General features: G+C 57.2%; 17 protein-coding genes. 10 read left to right on the top strand and 7 right to left on the bottom strand.

Going from position 1 to position 18,873, the window contains the following annotated elements:
• Positions 1-12 precede the first annotated feature (12 nt).
• Positions 13-876 (bottom strand): alpha/beta fold hydrolase, encoded by an 864-nt coding sequence (locus ABIE13_RS24905; RefSeq protein WP_436278481.1) that lies wholly within the window; start codon positions 874-876, stop codon positions 13-15.
• Positions 873-1,853, bottom strand: coding sequence for a Bug family tripartite tricarboxylate transporter substrate binding protein (locus ABIE13_RS24900; RefSeq protein ID WP_354448552.1), 981 nt, complete (start codon positions 1,851-1,853; stop codon positions 873-875). Before ABIE13_RS24900 ends, ABIE13_RS24905 begins: the two co-directional genes overlap by 4 nt.
• A 285-nt stretch (positions 1,854-2,138) precedes the next feature.
• On the opposite strand from ABIE13_RS24900, the gene ABIE13_RS24895 reads away from it, so the two are divergent.
• Positions 2,139-2,462 carry a tripartite tricarboxylate transporter substrate-binding protein gene (locus ABIE13_RS24895; protein ID WP_354448551.1) on the top strand — a complete coding sequence of 108 codons (324 nt, stop codon included), beginning with the start codon at positions 2,139-2,141 and terminating at the stop codon, positions 2,460-2,462.
• A gap of 108 nt (positions 2,463-2,570) precedes the next feature.
• On the opposite strand, the gene ABIE13_RS24890 is transcribed toward ABIE13_RS24895, so the two are convergent.
• The 3 genes from ABIE13_RS24890 to ABIE13_RS24880 form a co-directional block, all read right to left on the bottom strand.
• A complete protein-coding gene (locus ABIE13_RS24890; RefSeq protein ID WP_354448549.1) occupies positions 2,571-3,359 on the bottom strand; it encodes an exodeoxyribonuclease III in 789 nt (262 codons plus the stop codon).
• Positions 3,360-3,417: 58 nt separating this feature from the next.
• Complete coding sequence (locus ABIE13_RS24885; protein ID WP_354448547.1) at positions 3,418-4,068, bottom strand: FMN-binding negative transcriptional regulator; 651 nt, start codon at positions 4,066-4,068, stop codon at positions 3,418-3,420.
• Between the two features lie 246 nt (positions 4,069-4,314).
• On the bottom strand, positions 4,315-5,163 hold the full coding sequence (locus ABIE13_RS24880; protein WP_354448545.1) for a c-type cytochrome: 849 nt from the start codon (positions 5,161-5,163) through the stop codon (positions 4,315-4,317).
• A 121-nt stretch (positions 5,164-5,284) separates the two neighbouring features.
• On the opposite strand from ABIE13_RS24880, the gene ABIE13_RS24875 reads away from it, so the two are divergent.
• From ABIE13_RS24875 to ABIE13_RS24860, 4 genes are all read left to right on the top strand, one after another.
• A complete protein-coding gene (locus ABIE13_RS24875; protein ID WP_354448543.1) occupies positions 5,285-5,653 on the top strand; it encodes a c-type cytochrome in 369 nt (122 codons plus the stop codon).
• Positions 5,650-6,612: a cytochrome c oxidase subunit II gene (coxB, locus tag ABIE13_RS24870; RefSeq protein ID WP_354448542.1), complete on the top strand. Its 963-nt coding sequence runs from the start codon at positions 5,650-5,652 to the stop codon at positions 6,610-6,612. The genes ABIE13_RS24875 and coxB overlap by 4 nt, the downstream gene beginning before the upstream one ends.
• Positions 6,591-9,149: a cytochrome c oxidase subunit I gene (gene ctaD, locus ABIE13_RS24865; RefSeq protein ID WP_354448541.1), complete on the top strand. Its 2,559-nt coding sequence runs from the start codon at positions 6,591-6,593 to the stop codon at positions 9,147-9,149. The genes coxB and ctaD overlap by 22 nt, the downstream gene beginning before the upstream one ends.
• A 218-nt stretch (positions 9,150-9,367) precedes the next feature.
• Positions 9,368-11,020, top strand: a complete 1,653-nt coding sequence (locus ABIE13_RS24860) for a UGSC family (seleno)protein (protein ID WP_354448540.1) — start codon at positions 9,368-9,370, stop codon at positions 11,018-11,020.
• A gap of 115 nt (positions 11,021-11,135) precedes the next feature.
• Here the strand turns inward: ABIE13_RS24860 and ABIE13_RS24855 are convergent, their stop codons facing one another.
• Positions 11,136-11,957, bottom strand: a complete 822-nt coding sequence (locus tag ABIE13_RS24855) for a Bug family tripartite tricarboxylate transporter substrate binding protein (RefSeq protein WP_354448736.1) — start codon at positions 11,955-11,957, stop codon at positions 11,136-11,138.
• A 166-nt stretch (positions 11,958-12,123) separates the two neighbouring features.
• Positions 12,124-13,047 (bottom strand): NAD(P)/FAD-dependent oxidoreductase, encoded by a 924-nt coding sequence (locus ABIE13_RS24850; RefSeq protein ID WP_354448539.1) that lies wholly within the window; start codon positions 13,045-13,047, stop codon positions 12,124-12,126.
• 155 nt (positions 13,048-13,202) lie between these two features.
• Between ABIE13_RS24850 and ABIE13_RS24845 the strand changes: the two genes are divergently transcribed.
• The 5 genes from ABIE13_RS24845 to ABIE13_RS24825 all read left to right on the top strand — a co-directional run bounded on the left by ABIE13_RS24845 (position 13,203) and on the right by ABIE13_RS24825 (position 18,873).
• Complete coding sequence (locus ABIE13_RS24845) at positions 13,203-13,676, top strand: MarR family winged helix-turn-helix transcriptional regulator (protein ID WP_354448538.1); 474 nt, start codon at positions 13,203-13,205, stop codon at positions 13,674-13,676.
• A 124-nt stretch (positions 13,677-13,800) separates the two neighbouring features.
• Positions 13,801-14,532 (top strand): helix-turn-helix transcriptional regulator, encoded by a 732-nt coding sequence (locus ABIE13_RS24840; RefSeq protein WP_354448537.1) that lies wholly within the window; start codon positions 13,801-13,803, stop codon positions 14,530-14,532.
• Between the two features lie 191 nt (positions 14,533-14,723).
• Positions 14,724-15,977 carry an aminotransferase class V-fold PLP-dependent enzyme gene (locus ABIE13_RS24835; RefSeq protein WP_354448536.1) on the top strand — a complete coding sequence of 418 codons (1,254 nt, stop codon included), beginning with the start codon at positions 14,724-14,726 and terminating at the stop codon, positions 15,975-15,977.
• A gap of 24 nt (positions 15,978-16,001) precedes the next feature.
• Entirely contained in the window at positions 16,002-16,454 is a 453-nt protein-coding gene (locus ABIE13_RS24830) for a RidA family protein (RefSeq protein ID WP_354448535.1), read from the top strand.
• A gap of 586 nt (positions 16,455-17,040) precedes the next feature.
• On the top strand, positions 17,041-18,873 hold the full coding sequence (locus ABIE13_RS24825; RefSeq protein ID WP_354448534.1) for an AAA family ATPase: 1,833 nt from the start codon (positions 17,041-17,043) through the stop codon (positions 18,871-18,873).

Raw genomic sequence — 18,873 nt, 5'->3', positions numbered from 1 at the left:
TGTCAGCGTGTTTCAACCGCCGTTGAGAAATCCGATCACGTGCCTGTTGAATTTGTCCGCATGCTCCCATTGAGCCCAGTGTCCACAGCGACTGAAGACGATTAGATCGGCATTCTGGAGGCCGGCCACCAAGCGCAGGCCGATATCCAGAGGAACGAATCGGTCATCGCGTCCCCAGATGACGAGTGCGGGCGCTGTGATTTCGGACAGGCGCGGGCTGACATCGGGAAATTGCTTCGGGTTGAGCTTTGCACTTTCGAGAAAATTCACCAGATGTTCTGGTCGAGCATTCAAGCTGGCAAGGCGGCTTTGCAGAAGCACGTCGTCAATGGTGGAGCCGTCATAGACGAAGACATTCATCAACGCTTTCAGGTTTTCGACCGTTGGCGTGCGATAGACCGACTGCACCAACTTGATCCCCTCGGTGGGCATGGGTGCAAATGTACTGGCGCCTCCCGTGCCGCCTCCCATAAGAACCAGTTTTCCAACGCGTTTCGGATGCCCTAATGCAAACGCGACGGCGCTGTGCCCGCCCATAGAGTTGCCCACGAGGTGCGCCCGTTCAATTCCGAGCACGTCGAGTAGTCCCTTGAGCGCAGCGGCATTTAGTTCTGAGCGAGATCCGCGGGAAATGACCGGGTCGCTCTGGCTCCAGCCGGGGCAGTCCATCAGGATGACGCGGTAGCCAGCATTCACGAGCGGCTGAACATTCCGGTGGAAGTTCGACCAGCCGCTCGCACCGGGACCTGAGCCATGAATCAGGACGACCGCCTCTTTGCCGTGGCCAGCGTCGTTGTAATGGAGCCGCAGCTTGAGTTCGCCTTCGGTGATCTCCACGAAGTGGCTGGTGTTTTGATCTGTGAAACTGGACATCATTCCACCTCTGCGCCGCTCGCCTTGACGATGGGTGTCCAGCGCTCAATCTCGCTCTTCATGAAGGCTGTGAACTTCTGAGGTGTCAGAGAAAGTGGCCGCATGCCCTGATCGCCGAAGCGCTTCACCAACTCGGGGTTGCCGATCGCGGTGGTCACGGCATTGTTGAGTACCGCGATGACTTCCTGAGATGTTCCTGCCGGGGCGACCACGCCAAACCAGACGCTCGCATCTAGGCCTGTGACACCGCTCTCCGTCAGTGTAGGGATGCCCGGAAGGCTGGCAGACCGTGTTGGGCTCGCGACCGCGAGGGCCTTGAGTTTCCCGCTTGTAATCAAAGGACCGCTGCTCGCGAATACATCGAACATCATGTCAACTCGCCCGGTTGCAAGATCTTGCAAGGCAGGCGACGAACCTTTGTACGGCACGTGGACCATGGTGGTGCCGACCTTTGACCCCAGGCTGCTTCCAAGCAGGTGACCGACCGAGCCAAGCCCCTGTGACGCATAGCTGAGGCCCCCCGGCTTCGATTTCGCAAGTGCCATCAGTTCCTGTACTGAGCTGATGGCACTTTCTTTAGAGACCACGAGCACCATCGGCGTCTCGACGAAGGCGGCGACTGGAATGAAGTCCTTCAGAGGGTCGTAGCTGAATTTTTTGAACAATGTTTGATTGATCGCGAACATTTCGCTCGCGCCGACAAACAAGGTGTAGCCGTCGGGTCGTGCCTGTTTAACAATGTTGCCGGCAATCTGTCCGCCAGCGCCGGGCCTGTTATCTACCAAGACAGACTTGCCCAGCGTCTCCGTCATTTTCTGCGCGATGTTGCGTGAGATGGTGTCTGTCGGACCACCCGGTGCGAACGGCACCATCAACGTGATCGGACGTGAAGGAAAGGTTTCCGCAGAGGCAACGCATGACGCCGCAGCAATGCAAAGCGCGGCAACACGTCGTATGAGAGTTGAGGTTGTGATCTGCACGTAGGTCTCCAGTTTGCAAACTGTCCGCTTTTCGTTGAAGTGCACCGCACGCAATCTGTTTCGGACTGCTGTGAATGGTCGTATCCGCAGAAGTCGCTGTAAACCGAGTGCATCCAGTGCACCTGTATCTCAGTGAAATCCCCAACATCGCCACGGTCGGAGGTGGACGCTGAGAATCTAGGATGTCATCACTGTTGTTTACACAGACGACGTGGTCGCCTGGCGGCCCTCTTCATCAATCGAATGGCGCTTAGCTAGCGTGCCTTATCTCAAATCTAAAAAAAGGTGCGGATTCTCGCGACGACCGGGCCTAGACGGTCCCTCATCACGTCTAATGTTCTGACATTCACGGAATGGGGGGACAAGGGCATGCTTCCGGACCAGCAGTTCGCTATGTTTGCGCCTTCAGCCACGACTACGGCGACCGCAGCCCGGCGCAGTACAGCAATCCAGTCAGAGATGAAAAAGCCGGAGATTGAAAAGCGGCTGTTCGAGTTGAGATTCACCACGATGATTCTGAACCTGACCGAATTCGCGGCCAAGATCAAGGCGGACCGACAAACACGGGGGCCTCTTGTTTCTTCGACCGGCTTTACAGCAGAAGAGTGAATCAGATTGCCGTGCCGGAGGTCTGCTTTACTCTCGTTTGGTCATTTGTTCACTCGCCGATGAAAGCCGAAGATTCACGGCGCCAAAAAATGCGCCAAACTGATCGGATTACAGAGTGAAGTCGTAGTCGATCGTCAAGGGCGCGTGATCGCTGAACTTGACGTCTTTATAGATGGCCGCAGCGCGCGCCGTTTGCGCGATGCCAGGGGTGGCGATCTGGTAGTCCAGTCGCCATCCCACGTTATTGGCATAGGCCTGTCCCCGATTGCTCCACCATGTGTAGCAGGTGTCAGTCGTGTCGGGGTGCAGCCGGCGATAGACGTCTACCAGGCCACCTTCGCTCAGGACTTTGGTCATCCAGGCCCGCTCCTCTGGCAGGAAACCGCTGTTTTTCTGGTTGCTCCGCCAGTTTTTAAGATCGGCGTTTTGATGGGCAATGTTCACATCGCCCATGAGAATGAACTCACGATCCTCACGCAATGCCAGCAATCGGGGGTAGAGCAGGGCGAGAAAACGGAACTTTGCTTGCTGCCGCTCTTCGCCGGATGAGCCACTGGGGAAGTAGCAACTGATGATGCTGAGCTTGCGCCCGGGCTTGTCAAAGCGGGCTTCTACCCACCGGCCTTCGTAGTCGAACTCTTCGTCGCCCAAGCCCACGATGACCTCGGAAGGCTCCTGGTGCATGTAGATGCCCACGCCAGAGTAGCCGCGTTTCTGGGCGTAATGAAACTGACCAGGCATCTTGCCCACATGGCAATGGATGCCGGTCACCTGCTCGCTTTGAGCCTTGACTTCCTGAACTCCAATGACGTCAGCTTCCTGCTGGCTGGCCCAGTCAAAAAAGCCCTTGCTCGCGGCGGAGCGGATTCCGTTGAGGTTTGCTGTAACTATGCGCATGCGTGTATTTTCCATGAAGCCCGGCTGCGCTGCGCGTGTGGGGCCGGAACTGATCAATTCACTTGGGATTCTTCGCCTCGCCCGCCTTCAGGGTGTCGCGCATGGCCTGCGCCAGAGCCTGGTTGCCACTGGATGTAAGTCCTTCAATAGCGCCTTCTCTATCAGGCAGTTCACGGTGCTGGTTGAGCTTTCTCTTGCACTCCAGGCGGGTCAGCACGATCTCGATGCCGACGATGCGACTGAGTTGTTCGGCGAGGTAGTCGGTCGGCGCATCTCCCATCTTCCAAGGCTTGGCCTGGTCGGCCTCGTGCTTGTGCGTCAGGCGCGCCACTACACCTCGTATGAACTTCTCATCGTCTCGCACGTGAATCTTGCCGTGGGCATGAACCACTTCGTAATTCCAGGTGGGTACACGTCGGTGGGTTTCCAGCTTGCCAGGGTACCAGTTGGGTGAGACGTACCCGTCCACACCGCGGAACACCACGAGCACATCGGCGCCGTCCTGAACTTCTTTCCACACGGAGTTGGCACGCGCCACATGGGCAATCAATGTTCCGCCTGAGCCTTGATCGGCATCCAGAAGGAACGGCAGGTGGTCTGCTTCAAGGCCGTCGGACGTCGTTCTGACCAGCATGCCCAGCGGATGGGCTCGGATGATGCGGTGAATCTCAGTGAGGTCTGATTCTGCAAAATGCTGTGGGAGATACATGGGAGGTCTCTGGGTTATTTCTCGGTTGGCTCGCGCCGACCGGAGGCTCTACTTTGCACTTAATCCGGGTTGGTGAAAATAGCCCATTGTCATCAGCACGAAGGGCAGTGTTGAAATGACGTCTACCGACAACGATGGCACGCATCGAGCTCAAGATCGACGAGCCATTGAACCCCCTTCGAACCAAGAGGGAAATTAAAGCCGAGGTGAACCCATGGCGCAGTCGCCTCGTCAGGAAATGGATGCTCAGCGCAAGGTGGCTAGAAATGCGGCCAAGTCCGCGGCGTCTTGCTCGGTCATGCCCATCGCGGGCATGGCTGATCCCGGTTTGACGGCATTCGGGTCGCGCAACCAGCGCACCATTTGGGCCTCGGTGTTGTCCACCACGCCCGCAATCCGGGTTCGGCTGGCCATGCCACTCAGCGTGGGGCCCACCTGAGGGTCAGGAAAGAATATGATGCCGGGAATGGTGTGGCAGCCGATGCAGGCGTAGGCATAGAAGGCGCGCCTTCCACGCTCTACATCCCCTGCCTGAACTTCTCCATCTGCCGTTCGCTCGCAACGCTGGCCTCGGTCGCTGGGGCTCATCAATTGCGCGAACTTCGCCGGAGTCAGGGAAGGCAGCTTTTGAACAAAGGCCGTCACGGCCCACAAGTCCTGCTCAGACAGGCGGTGTTCCCACGCGGGCATGCCTGTCATCTTGAGGCCGTTGCGCGTGATCCAGTAAATCTCACGCGCGTGCCAGCGTTGAGGAGCATCGATCAATGGCCCTGGCAGAGGTTGCATCGATTGTGCAAAGTCATTGGCCGCAATGCCGGGGCCTCCATGACACTGCAGGCATTTGTTTTGATAGCACAGCGCACCGCGCTCCATGACCGACGCATCCGCAACGTCTGGCGGCTCTATGTTCCGCGCGTGATGACGCACGGATTCCTGCAAAGCATACTCAAACAGAGAATGAACGGGTGGCAGATGCTGAACGTTGCCCGCCACGTTGTAGAAGCCTGCTGACACCACAAACCATGCAACGCCGACGCAGGTCATTGCGACTGCAACCAGCGTGAGAGCCACGATCTTCGCACCGCGTTTATCCATACGAAATTGTCCTACATGCGATGCTGGCTTTCTTGTCGGTGAAAGCCTTCGCATCGCGGCCGATAATGACTACATGCCGCAGGCGGACCACCTCTTCGAGCACGGGTCGCTGAGACCCGTTTTGTCTTCGGCCGTCCTGGTGTTGGCATTCGCGGGGATAGGTTGCGACTCGAGTTCGCCTGAACCTCAAGCATCTACTTCTGCGTCTGTGCAATCAGTGCTGCGCGGTAAGTCGCTGATTTCTCAGTACCAATGCGGCAGCTGTCACACCATTCCGGGTGTGGCTGATGCGCGCGGGGTCACCGCAGTTTCCTTAGAGGGCTTTGGACGTCGTAGTTTTATTGGCGGACGTATTCCTAACCAGCCTTCAGCCTTGGCGACGTGGCTGATAGATCCTCATTCGCAGGTCCCCGCAGCCACCATGCCCTCTTTGGCGGTCTCCCCGGCACATGCCCAGGACATGGCGAACTATCTTGGGACTCTACGGTGAGTTCAGGTGCAACCTTATCGACCCCGCAATCTGCGTTTCATGCAGGCGGCGAACAGTCAGCGGCATTTATTGAGTTGACGATAGTACTGGTGGCCGGCGCGACCGTGATCTTTGCGGGCGTCATGCTTCTGCTCTTTTTGTCCCTCTCTCGCGAAGGTCGGGCCCATACCCGCCTCTGGCTCATGGGAGGGGGCGTACTCATGCCTGTGGTTGTGCTGACCGCGCTGTTTTTCTACAGCGAATGGAAGCGTCCTGCGTGGAAACCTGTTCCGCCACCCAATGCACTGGTGGTTTCGGTGACCGGGCACATGTGGTGGTGGGAAGTCACCTACCACGACACGCAGACGGGCAGCCGCTTTGTCACGGCCAACGAGATACGTCTGCCACAAGGCAGGCCGGTGTACTTTGCGCTGGCAAGCGAGGACGTGATTCACAGCTTCTGGGTGCCCGCACTGGGAGGCAAGATGGACATGGTTCCTGGGCGAATCCAGCATCTCTTGCTCACGCCTGCTGCCCTGGGGCGCTGGCGAGGCCAATGCGCAGAGTTCTGCGGCGAGCAACACGCCTTGATGGCGCTTGATGTGGTGGTGAGTTCTGCCGAGGAATTCAATGCCTGGGCCTTAACGCAGGCTCAGCCTGCCATGACCACCGATCTGTTGTTGAGTCACCCTGGTCGTAGCGCCTTCCTCCAAAATCGCTGCAACTTCTGCCATGCCGTTCGGGGCATTTCGGATGCCGACCCCGGCGTTGCCCAATCAGGTCTCGGTCCTGACCTCACTCACGTCGGCAGCCGTGTGTCTCTCGCTGCGGCCACTTTGCCCAACACGCCTCAGAACCTCCGCCGCTGGATCGAACATACGCAAGACATCAAGCCTGGCGCACGCATGCCTTCTGGCGCCGATCGCGTGCCGTCAAAGGACATGGAGGACATTGCCGAATGGCTCAGTCAGCTGAAATGAAGGCGTCTTCAGGGGCCATACAAGAGGCATTCCCCAACCGTCTTCCTCGCCCGACGGGGGAACGAGAAGCGCTTGAGCGGGCCTGGGAGCCCCCGCAGGGCTGGCGCAGGCTTACGGCGGTGAACAACTCACAGATCGGCATTTATTACATCATCGCAGCAATGGTGTTTTTCGTGTTGGGAGGGATTCTGGCGCTGCTGATGCGCCTGCAGCTGGCCACGCCAGACAACGATCTGATTGGGGCCAGCACCTACAACCAACTCTTCACCATGCACGGCACGGTGATGATGTTTCTGTTTGCCGTGCCCATCGTGGAGGCGATTGCAGTTTTCCTGCTGCCCAATATGCTGGGCGCACGCGATCTGCCGTTTCCGCGTCTGTCCGCCTACGCCTTCTGGGCTTATGCCATAGGCGGGTTGGCGTTCTTCTGCACCATCTTCTGGAGCGTGTCACCCGACGGTGGATGGTTCATGTACCCGCCACTGACCAGCAAACAGTTTTCGCCCGAGATTGGGGCAGACTTCTGGTTGTTGGGTATAGGCTTCATTGAAATTTCCGCCATCGCCGGAGCCATTGAGCTGATCATCGGAATCTTGTTCACGCGCGCGCCGGGCATGAAGCTCTCCAATATGCCGGTGTTTGCATGGGCTGTGCTGGTGAGCGCGGTCATGATCATCTTCGCCTTCCCAGCGGTCATTGCCGCCACCACGCTTTTGGAGCTCGAACGCGCGTTTGACTGGCCATTCTTCGATCCGCAGCGTGGCGGAGACCCGGTACTTTGGCAGCATCTATTCTGGTTTTTTGGCCATCCGGAGGTCTATATCATCTTCTTGCCCGCCGCGGGCATGGTCTCCATGATGGTGCCGGCGATGGCAGGCATTCCATTGGTAGGTCATCGTGCTGTGGTGGCCGCTTTGGTCTGTGTTGGAGTGGTCAGTTTTCTGCTGTGGATTCACCACATGTTCACCAGCGGCGTGGGCATCAACGCTTTGCTGCTGACATCGATTGCCAGCTTCGTCGTGGCCATCCCGAGCGGGCTTCAGATTTTTGCGTGGATAGCCACTTTCTGGAACGGTCGTGTGCGCATGAACACGCCCACGCTTTTTCTGCTGGGCTTTCATTGCATCTTCCTGATCGGGGGGCTGACAGGCGTCATGGTGGCTGTTTTGCCTTTCGACTGGCAGGCCCACGACAGCTACTTCATCGTCGCCCATCTGCATTACGTCTTGATGGGCGGCATGGTTTTTCCCGTGTTCGCCGCGCTGTACTACTGGTTTCCAGTGATCAATGGCGCTCAACTGTCAGAGCGCCTGGGTCGCTGGTGTTTCGCGTTGATGTTCGCTGGTCTGCATCTGGCATTTTTCCCCATGCACATTACCGGTCTGCTCGGAATGCCAAGGCGTGTATACACCTATTCCGACTATGTGGGGTGGAATGCCTTGAACCTGGTGTCCACCATCGGGGCGTTCACCTTGGCGGCGGGGGTTTTGATTTTCCTCATAGATGCGGTGCGCGTTCTGCTCAAACCGGATCGTGATCATGACAATCCCTGGAACGCCGGCACGTTGGAGTGGCTGCCGCCACGCGATTATGGCGTGCGCAGTATTCCGGAAGTTCGCGGAACCGAGCCACTCTGGGATAACCCTTCACTTTCCGAACAGGTTGAGCAAGGCCGGTGGTGGGTACCCGGAACTATTTTCGGCGGGCGTGAAACGCTGATTACCCATGCACGCACTGCACGCCCCTTGCAGCTCTTGCGCTTGCCTTCAGAGGGCTGGCAACCCTTTCTCGCTGCGGTGGGTACAGCAGGATTTTTCCTGCTATTGACAGTGGAATGGATGACTACAGCGTTTGTGTTCGGAATGGGCTCCATCGCGGCCATGGTCCAGTGGGTCTGGCAACTGGACCGCAAAGCCCCGCGGCCATGGGCCGAGATTGGCGAGGGGGTGCGCGTGCCCGTGCAACCCCTCACAAGGCGCTCGCATTCATGGTGGGCGACCTTGCTGCTCGTCATCGTGGATTGCACGATCTTCGCGTCCTTTATCTACAGTCATGTGCATCTTTCCATGGCTCTGGATGTGTGCCCACCGCCGGGCGCCAGTCTGGCAAACCCCTGGTTGAGTTACGCGAACATCGCCTTCATGGTGATGAGTAGCGCATGCATGTTCGCCAATACCAGGCGAGGTCTTCAGCCTGGTTCGCAAACATCTCTGCGTGGATTCACCCTGCTGGCCTTGTTGTTCATGGGCGCTGCTTTCGCACTCGCATTGCGTGGGCAGGTTGACGCCAACCTCTCACCCACAGTAGATGGCTGGAGCGCGTCGGTCGCGATCCTGCTGTCCTATCAGGGATTTCATACCGTGGTGCTGCTGATCCTCGGTGTTTACTTGATTGCGAGATCCTGGGCAGGGCTTGTGGTACCAGAAGCCCGTGCCACGCTGGACAACGTTGCACTGCTCTGGCATGCAGCCACGTTCCAGGTGCTTGTGACGGAAGTAGCGCTGCGCGCGGTTCCTGCGTGGATGAATTCGATTTGAGCCGAGATCTCAAGCTACGGGGCCATCGCTCATCTCGGACCCGGTAGCTAGGCGAGCCACTGCGCTTTTGGTTGCTAAAACCCGAGCGTGGCTAATCTTCTAACGCAAGCAAGGTGCTCTGTGCCTGGCCCGGTGCCGCACGGATTACTGCCTTGCCGAGATATTGATTGCATATTGCAGGTAAAGTGCAGCAAAATACCATCGAATAGGAGACAAAGATGTTTGCAGTAACCGAACCGAATCAGCCCTCATATGCCGTACTCAACCCGTCAGGCGAACCACATTACGCACCTCCCCTGACCCCCACTGGGCGGCTTGCCTCTTTGGAGGGAAAAACCGTGTATTGCATCAGCCAGGTCATCGGCGGCGCGGACTCATTTCTTTCATGGATGGCAGAGAACCTGCACCGCTTCGCGCCAGGCGTCAATGCTGTGTTTGTTCGCCGCGAAACCACCTACATGTCAGATGAACCCGACTTGTGGAAACGGGTGGAAGAGGATGCCGACGCAGTGATTTATGGATGCGGCGCGTGCGGCTCCTGTTCGATGTGGGGGACGCATTGGTCTGTGCAAATCGAGAAGCTCAAGGTGCCGACGGTGTATGTCGTGGACGAACCATTCCGGCTCGATGTTGAGATTTCATGCAAGAAGGAAGGCATGCCATCACTGCGCAGGGTGCATGTACCGCATCCGTGCGACATGATTGAGGACAAAGAAATGGAGTCAATCGCGCAACGGCTCATCCAGAGCCTGACAGAACCTCTGACTGAAGCCGAAATGACGCCCGCTCAGACGAGTGACCTCAATCCCCAACGCATTGCATTCAAGGGCAGCCTGGAAGAGGTCAATGAGTTCTTTGACCGCCGCCATTGGAGCGACGGAATGCCAGTCTTTCCTCCCACTCAGTCCGCCGTGAGCAAGCTCCTTCGGGGGACCTCGCGCAATGCCTCAGACGTGGTGGTCGATCGGTTTCACCCGGAGGGCTACCGAGTCACGGTCGAAAAAGTCGCAACGGTGGCTTCCATGGCCAACTGCACGCCTGAACACTTGCCGATACTGCTTGCCATGGTGAAGGCGGTCAGTGCACCAGCCTTCGCTTCGTGCGTTCGTTCAACCACTGCCTTCTCTCTTGCAACCGTAGTTAGCGGGCCCATCGCACAGCGCATCGGGATGAATGGCGGCGTCAACGCCCTCGGCGCGGGCACCGGTAACCGGGTAAATGCAACCATCGGTCGCTTCATGCGTCTCGCGCTGATTTGCCTCGGAGGCTCTAAATCGGGAGTGAGTGACCTCAGCAGCATTGGCAATCCTACGAAGTACAGCCTGGCATTTACCGAGAACCAGATAGAGAGCCCGTGGCCCTCCTACCATGCGTCCCGGGGTTTTGACGACAGTGAGGACCTTGTGTCGGTGCTCTACGGCGGTTGGAATTTTCTTTCTCCTTTTGCCAGATTCATGAGCAGCATTGAATTAGGCCTGGACTCCATGGCCAGAGGTCTGGCACAGTTCGAGATGCCGCGCGGCGCGCTTCTCCTGCTCGACCCCATCGTTGCTGACAAACTGCATGGGGCCGGATACTCTAAAGAAGACGTCACACGGTATTTATGGGAGAAGGCGACACGTACAGCCAAGGACTTCCGCAGCGATTACTTCTACAAGGCATTCATGGAGCAAGGTATCAGAGGCAACGGTGCAGCTTACCAACAGCGGCGCTGGCCCCAGTCCTATCTTGATGCTCCTGACGACACGGAGCTTCGCGTCTATCCCGAGAACTCCATTGAAATCATTGTCGTGGGTGGCCGCACCAATCCGATGTCGCAAGCTTGGCAGTTCTACAATCCGTCTACGGTCAAAGTCGACAATTGGAAGTAGCCGTAAGACTCAGTGGCCGAGGAGCTTGCGCGCGTCGGCCACGAGCAAGTCGATCCACCCGGGAAGGTTCGCGTCAACATTGAATTTTTTCCGCCCCATACTGAACCCAAAAGGATCAGTCGATTTTTATAGACGCTTTCTTGATGACCTCCCCCCACGCAGCGTGGTCCTTTCGCACAGTTGCGCTGAACTCAGATGCGGTAGTGCCTGTCAACTCCACGCCGAGAGGCGCAAACTGCCGGACGACTTGAGGGGATTGAACGGCCGCTCGTATTGCCTTGTTCAGCGCTGCCACCACCGAGTCTGGCATATTGCCTGGTCCAAACACTCCAAACCAACCGCTGATGTTCAAGGCATCGAGCCCGAGCTCGACGACGGATGGAACATCAGGAAGCACTTCGAGCCTCTTGATCCCCGTTACTGCAAGCGCTTTGACCTTGTCCGCCTTGATGAAGGGAATGGCGGACGAGACGGAGTCGAAGTAGACCTGCACAATGCCAGCCTGCAAATCCCGCTGTCCCTCCGTAGCGCCCTTGTAGGGAATGTGAATGAGCTTGGCACCATAGATGCTGTTGAGCATCTCGATGTACAGGTGTCCGGTGGTGCCGATACCCGCAGACGCTGCAGTGACCGGCGATGACTGAGACAAGGTAACCAGTTCCCGAAGATCCTTCGCTTGCAGGCCCTTCTGCGCACACACCACCACGCCGCTTCGGAAGAGCTGGGAAATGGGCGTGAAATCCTTGAATGGATCGTAGGGAATCTTGGCAAGAAGGTGAGGCACTTGGGTGTGCGTTGCGTTGATGGTCAGTAACAGCGTGAAGCCGTCGGACGGCGCCTTTGCAACCAGGCTGGCTCCAAGCACGGTCGCGCCACCAGGCTTGTTGTCAACGATGATGGGGTTGCCATTAAGCTCTGCCGACATGGTCGGAATCATTGCTCGCGCCATGAGGTCAGCTGGTCCGCCGGGGGGCGCAGGAATAATGAATTTAATGGGGGGCGATGAGGAAGAGAACGCGCTCGCGTGAGCGCCTCCGGCAAAAAGCGAAGCCAGGCTGAAGCTGAGAATTTGGCGGCGAGTTGTCAACATTTTTGTCCCCTGATCAAGCTGAAAGCTCTTTATCCAATGCCGATGCAACGAGCGCTGCGCACTTGTCAGCGTCCACCAGAGCGTCCAGAATGGTTCGATTGGAGCCACTCCTCGCATCACCGATGGCGAATAAGTTGGGTGCACTTGTTATGCCATTGCCATCGGTCTTGATAAAGCCGTCTGGGTCCAAGTCCAAAGCGCCACGAACATGATTGTTGTTTGCCTGGCGGCCGATCTGAATAGATATTCCCGTTGCTTGGAGCGCTCGTTCGAGTCCATCATCGCCTTGGACAACCACCGAGTCCAGACCATTGAAGCCGCCAGCTGAAGTCACCTGCGTGTTGAGCAATACCTCAATCTTGGGATGGGCGACGATGGCCTGCATGCGAGTCGCGCCACAGTTGAGCTGGGAGGACTTCTCCACCACAAACACCTTGGAAGCATATCGCGCCAGGTGCAGTGCGTCGCCGGCGCCACCATAGCCGCCGCCGCTGACCAACACTGGCGAATTCTCATAGAAGATTGCATCGCACGAAACGCAGGCAATGTGGCCAGCGCCTTCGTATGCGCTCAAGTTGACGGAGTCCATTTGAACGGGCTTGGTCCCCGTCGCAAGGATGACAGCCCTTGCGGTGAGAAATGCTTCGTCCGCCAGGAGTACGGTTGCGCAGTCCGCGTAGGCCTCAACACCGTGCACTTCAACAACATGGAATTTCACGCCGGCTTGCGTAGCTGCATCCGCCAATTTTTCCGAGAGCTCCAAGCCGGTCATTCCATTCGGGGCAATTTCTGAATCTTCTATCCACGGAACCGACTTGAGTTCACCTCCGATGAGCCCCTGGTAAAGGACTATCACGGCGACGCCGTTTTGAGCTAACCTCGCGGAGGCTCGAAGTCCTGACGGACCTGCACCGACGATAACCACATCTATCTCCATGATGGCTTGTCTCCTGTAATATGATTGCATAATGCAATTAAATTGCAGGCATGTCAATGGCGTGTTTACGCGGGGTTTCCGCTGAGTGTGCTGAGGGCCGCCCCTGACTAGAATTGCTATGAACGCCCTACAACCAACCTGACTTAGCTCCACCCGTGCCAACTACATTGCAGCCGCTTGACAGGCGCATTAACTACCGCTTCAACCAAATCTCCCATCGCTGGAGTTCGCTGGTGGTTTCGATGGCGCGCAAGAAGTACAAGCTCAACCCGGCCGAAATGAAAATGCTCTCGGTCATTGGGTGCTATCAACCCGTTTCTCCGAGCGACCTCGTCGACCGAACATCGTCCGATTCGCCGAAGGTGGCCAGGGTCGTGACCAGGTTGGTAGAGGAGGGCCTGATTGAACGTGAGCAGGACAGTGCTGATGGTCGGCGCGCTGTCTTGACAGTCACCAAGCGTGGCGCCGCCATCAATCAGGAGCTTGACCGTCTATCACACGAGGTAGAAGAGCGCGTCACGAGTGTGCTCACAGCAGATGACAGGAAGCATCTCGAAGCCATTCTCGACAAGCTTGACTTTGGTGTTCATGCCGTCACCAAGGATATTGCGGGGAGCAGGAGCGCCTGATCTCCTCTGGGGAGCCGGGTGATCCCAGGGGGCCAGGTTGCAGATGGTGTCGAGCGCCCCGAGTGTGAACTTCGATACAGTGTCGGGCGCACACACTCATTCGAACTCCTTTTGCCAGGCACCCATGGACCCGACACGAGCGCATATCCTTGCCGCCATCAAGGTAACTCTTCCTGCCTGGCAGTCGATGGTTGGACCACACGTGGAAATCGTGCTGCACGACCTGTGTAAGCCCGAGAACTCGGTCATCTACATCGCAAACGGACATGTGACTGGACGTTCGACAGGCGCCTCGCTTCTGGGTGGCCCCTTGAATGACAAAGCGTTTCTGGCTGCCAGACGCGAGTTGTCCCAGCCCGGGGGCAACCAGCATTCCGTCATTTTGGACTATCCGACACTCGCACCTGACGGGCGGCCACTTAAGTCGGCGACCGTTGTCTTCAGAGATCAGGACGGGGTGCCGTTTCTCGCGCTCTGCCTGAACTCGGACTTGCAATTAGTCAAAGACGCTATGCGCTGGCTGGAAGGATTCCTGACACCTGCTGGCGCGAGCGAGCCACCCCGGCAAGAGCCTCACTCACCTGCTGTCGAAGTACCTGCGGCGCCCAAAGAGCAAGACCTTGAAGTTCTAATGCGCACTATCGTGGAAGAGGCGGTGGCACGGTTGGGCAAGCCTGTGCGCGAGATGAGCCGCGACGAAAAGCTTGAAGCCCTCAAGCCTATGGTGAGCAGAGGAGTACTCCTCGTACGCGGTGGCGTAGGTCGTGTGGCGCAGGCTCTAGGCGTTACCCGGTTCACCATATACAACTATCTCGATATCCTCCGCGAACGCGAAGGTATCACTTCGGCGAAGTAATTACCGGCATCCCTCATAGGGTTCACCCTTGTTCAATATTTCAACAAAATGTTGATACTTGGCGCATTGATTGCACTATGCAGCAAATGCGCATCTGCGCGCGAGCGCGAGCGCTGGTTGTGTCCGAGGGCGAACCACACTACCTGAGGTTCGCTCTGGTATTTAACACTATGTTGATTGTTGGAGGGTATATGGACGTTGCGCGGAGGAGTTTTTTCAAGAAGGCCGGGGGTGCCACTTTGGCGACCTCGCTTCTCACCCAGGTGTCGGCTTGCGGCGGTGGCGGGGTGATGTCGAGCGCAGAGGCATCCACCATACTGCCTGCCAAGGCTATGTTTCCCGGCGTGGCCGGCAAGGTGTTTCTGAATTCGGCTGCTGACCATCCCTGGAATCAGGCGGCCACGGACGCTCTGAAAAAATATGGGGAGGCCAAGCTGTCGCTTGCGAGTGGCTCAGTCAGCGCTACTGCGAGGTTCGCACAGCTCATCAACGCCGATGCTGACGAGGTGACCTATGTGCCCTCGACGTCCATGGGCGAGTACCTGGTGACCAAGGCAATGGGACTGCCCGAATCGGGCGGTCGCGTGGTCACCGATGCGTTGCACTTCGTGGGCTCGTTCTACATGTACGAGCAATACAAGAAGCAGGGGCTGGACGTCGTGACCGTGAAGATGGATGGCGAGTATCGAATCTCGATGTCCGATATGGCGACCGTCATTACGCCAGGCACTAAGCTTGTGGCCGTATCCCACGTTTCGCTCTACAACGGCTTCACCCATGACCTGAAGGCATTGTGCGATCTGGCGCACTCGCGCGGCGCGCTGGTCTACGTAGACCTGATTCAATCGGCAGGCGTTGTGCCCATCGACGTGAAAGCAATGGGGGTGGACTTCGCAGCGTGCGGAACCTACAAGTGGCTGATGGGCGACTTCGGCTTCGCGTTCCTCTATGTTCGCAAGTCCCTGCTTCCGCAGCTCAAACGTCCCTGGTACGGCTATCGCCAAACGCGGAACTTTGCCGCCCCAATTCTGCATGTCTACCCACTCGACCCACCGGGTGTCGTTCCATACGAAAGCGAACAAATAAACAGTGTCGCCGGCTACTTTATGGGGTCTTTCCCAGCCAGTGCTGTAGAGACAGCGTGTGCGGCATCGCTGGATTGGATTCAGAGCGTTGGGGTAAACGCAATCCAGTCCTATCGTCAACCAATGCTCCAGGCGTTGCAGAGTGGGCTGCGCAGCAAAGGTTTCCAGGTGGTCACGCCACCCGACAGTACGTCTCCCATCGTTACGTTTGCCTATCAGGACGCAGCACGGCTGTCGCCCCGTCTCGCCGCAGCAAACGTGGTCATCACGCTGCGCGCGAACCATGCCCGCATTTCGCCCTCAGTGTTCAACGACATGTCTGACATCCAGACCTTCTTGAACGCTGTTGGCACCCCCTGATTCAACCAAGAAAGTACCGTTATCATGAACATCGGACGCATTTCCAACATCATCATCGCAGTGGCTGCTGTAGCAACTCTGACGGCGTGCGCTAGCGCCCCGCAGTACAAGAATTCCGGCAAAATTCTGCCGACAACCCTCCCATTTTCTGAAGCCGTTCAGGTAGGCAACACTCTCTGGATGTCCGGTCAGATCGGCAACATTCCTGGCTCGCTCAATCTCGCACCTGGCGGTATTTCTGGCGAATCCAAGCAGGTGCTGGAGAACATCAAGACCTCGCTCGAAGCTCACGGTTATTCGATGGCCGATGTCGTCAAGTGCACTGCGATGCTTGCGGACATGAAGGAGTGGAACGCCTTCAATGAGGTTTATCAGACCTACTTCCAGAAGGGAAAATTCCCAGCGCGAAGCGCCTTCGGCTCGTCAGGCCTGGCGTTTAACGCTCGGGTAGAACTGGAGTGTTTCGCATCCAAGTAGCACTCCAAGCTTGACTCGCTCCTGAGCAACGGATTTCAAAGTCTTGCAATTTGACTGTGCTGAACACTCTAACGACCAGCGCCAGAGGTTGAGCAGTCCGACATCGAACTGCTAAAGCAATTGATCAGCATGGTCGGCCTTGGCCATGTGGAGTTGGTGGATCGATTCCATACTCGGTGGTCTGTCGACCCGCTCATCCGACTTGCGCGAGGGCGGGCATCTGTCGCGACTGCAAGGCTGCGGTGTCATGGGCCCGGGGCAAATGACCCCGAGTTGTTTTCAGTGGCTGTTGAGGCAATCGACCGCTGTCAGTCCAGCCAACTTACCCTGATTTCGGAACCCGCCACCTAGCAGATTGAAATCTAGCCGGGAACATGGGATGGCTAAGGGCTGACGATGCTGCAGTGACGGTCCTGTGAGAATGAACACGCCTGCAAGTTGCCCTTCTTCATACCTGCAATTCGGTCATGAGCTTCACGGGAATCCACCAGAACCCAAGATGACCCGTTGCGGGCCACGCCGTATGGCGTCACAACTTATGGTAGTTTACTGATAACGTCAAATGTTACAAGCACTGGAGTAGATGATGGAGTCCGTACGCCCGTACGAGCGCCCAAGGTGGCAAAAGGACCTGGACAGGTTCTTACCTCTCAAAAGTCAGTTCGTTCTGTCTGGCAACGTCAGGGATCAACAAATCGCGGAGGTTTCCCCAGGTGTCGTGACGGTGCTGCCTCTTGCGCAATTGCTCGCCGCCAGCTTTCGCCAAGGGGGGTATGCCCACGCCATCCTGTATGAACCTATTCTTGGCTTCAGTTGCATCACCCAACCAGGAGAGGACCCTGCCCCCGCTGAATCGGTGTTGACACAGCTTGGCCTCGTCGTCGCCAATGGTCGTGCTGCGGGCGGCATTGACATGCTTTCATCGGTCTTGGCGCAGCTGGTTGAGCGACAGGGCGAGCCAGTAGCACTCATTGTGGATTTCGCTGCCAGACTGATTGCCCGACCATCAGATTTGACCAGCGCCGAACAGCAACTCTTCACGAGGGCATTGATGCTTTCTCACAAAGCCCGCAGCCGCCCTGCGGGCCCTGATCGCAAACCCTATTTCAACTCCATCGTCTGGATCACAGAACGTGAAGCCGATCTGCCTGATTGGCTTCTGGTCGCCAACCCCAGGATTCGACACATTCCGATTTCGCGTCCCAATGGCGAAGCGCGAAGGGCGCTCGCCTCGGCACTGGTTCGACCGCTGGCCAGTACCGCAAACGCTGATCAGACGCTGGTACAGAAGTCTATTGATGCCTTTGTGGATGGCACGGAAGGCATGCTGCTGCTGGACATGAATGCCATTGCGCTATTGGCAAGAGTGGAGGGGGTCACTATAGACAAGATTGCTGACGCTGTCCGTCGCTACAAGGTAGGCGTCACCGAAGATCCGTGGCTGAAGATCGACCGCGACAAGATCAGGAATGCTGAAACGTTAGTCCGTCAACGCGTCAAAGGTCAATCCGATGCGGTCACGCACATGCTTGACATCGTCAAGCGCGCAATGACGGGGGTGGGTGGCGGCAAACGTGGTGGACGCCCCAGGGGTGTTGCCTTTCTTGCCGGCCCAACAGGCGTGGGCAAAACCGAGTTGGCCAAGACCATGACAAGCCTGCTGTTCGGCGATGAGAGCGCATATATTCGCTTTGACATGTCCGAGTTCAGCGCAGAACACGCCGATCAGCGCCTGATCGGTGCGCCGCCTGGCTATGTGGGGTACGACGCCGGTGGCGAACTTACCAATGCGATTCGCGAGAAGCCTTTCAGCATCGTACTCTTCGACGAGATCGAGAAGGCCCACCCCAAAGTCCTGGATAAGTTTCTCCAAATACTCGATGATGGTGTGCTGACCTCTGGTCGAGGTGACCGGGTGTACTTCTCCGAGGCGCTCATCATCTTCACATCGAACCTTGGAATCTACAAAGCCACCGATGACGGAGCGCGTGTGCTCAACGTCTCCTCATCAGAGCCATACGATGTTGTAAAGGGGCGGGTTGAATCAGAGATAGATCGGCACTTCAAGCTTGTCCTGAACCGTCCTGAAATCCTGAACCGAATTGGCGAGAACATCATCGTCTTCGACTTCATCAGGGAGGACGTCGCCCTGCAGATATTTGAGCAAATGGTTGACAGCATTACAGCTGATTTGCTGTCACAAGGGCTGACGATCGGCATCTGTGATGCTGCCAGAAAGAGCTTACGTGGGCTTTGCTTGCATGATCTTTCTAATGGCGGGCGCGGCATCCGCAATCAAGTGGAGGCTCACTTGGTGAACCCACTTTCCCGTGCGTTGTTTGATATGGACGTCAAGACAGGCGCAAGACTTCGAGTCGATGCCATCGGAGAGGGGCAGATCAGATTGACCGAGGAGTGA

This window comes from Ottowia thiooxydans (assembly GCF_040548795.1).
Lineage (GTDB): Bacteria > Pseudomonadota > Gammaproteobacteria > Burkholderiales > Burkholderiaceae_C > Ottowia > Ottowia thiooxydans_A.
This window is presented reverse-complemented; position numbering and strand designations above follow the sequence as displayed.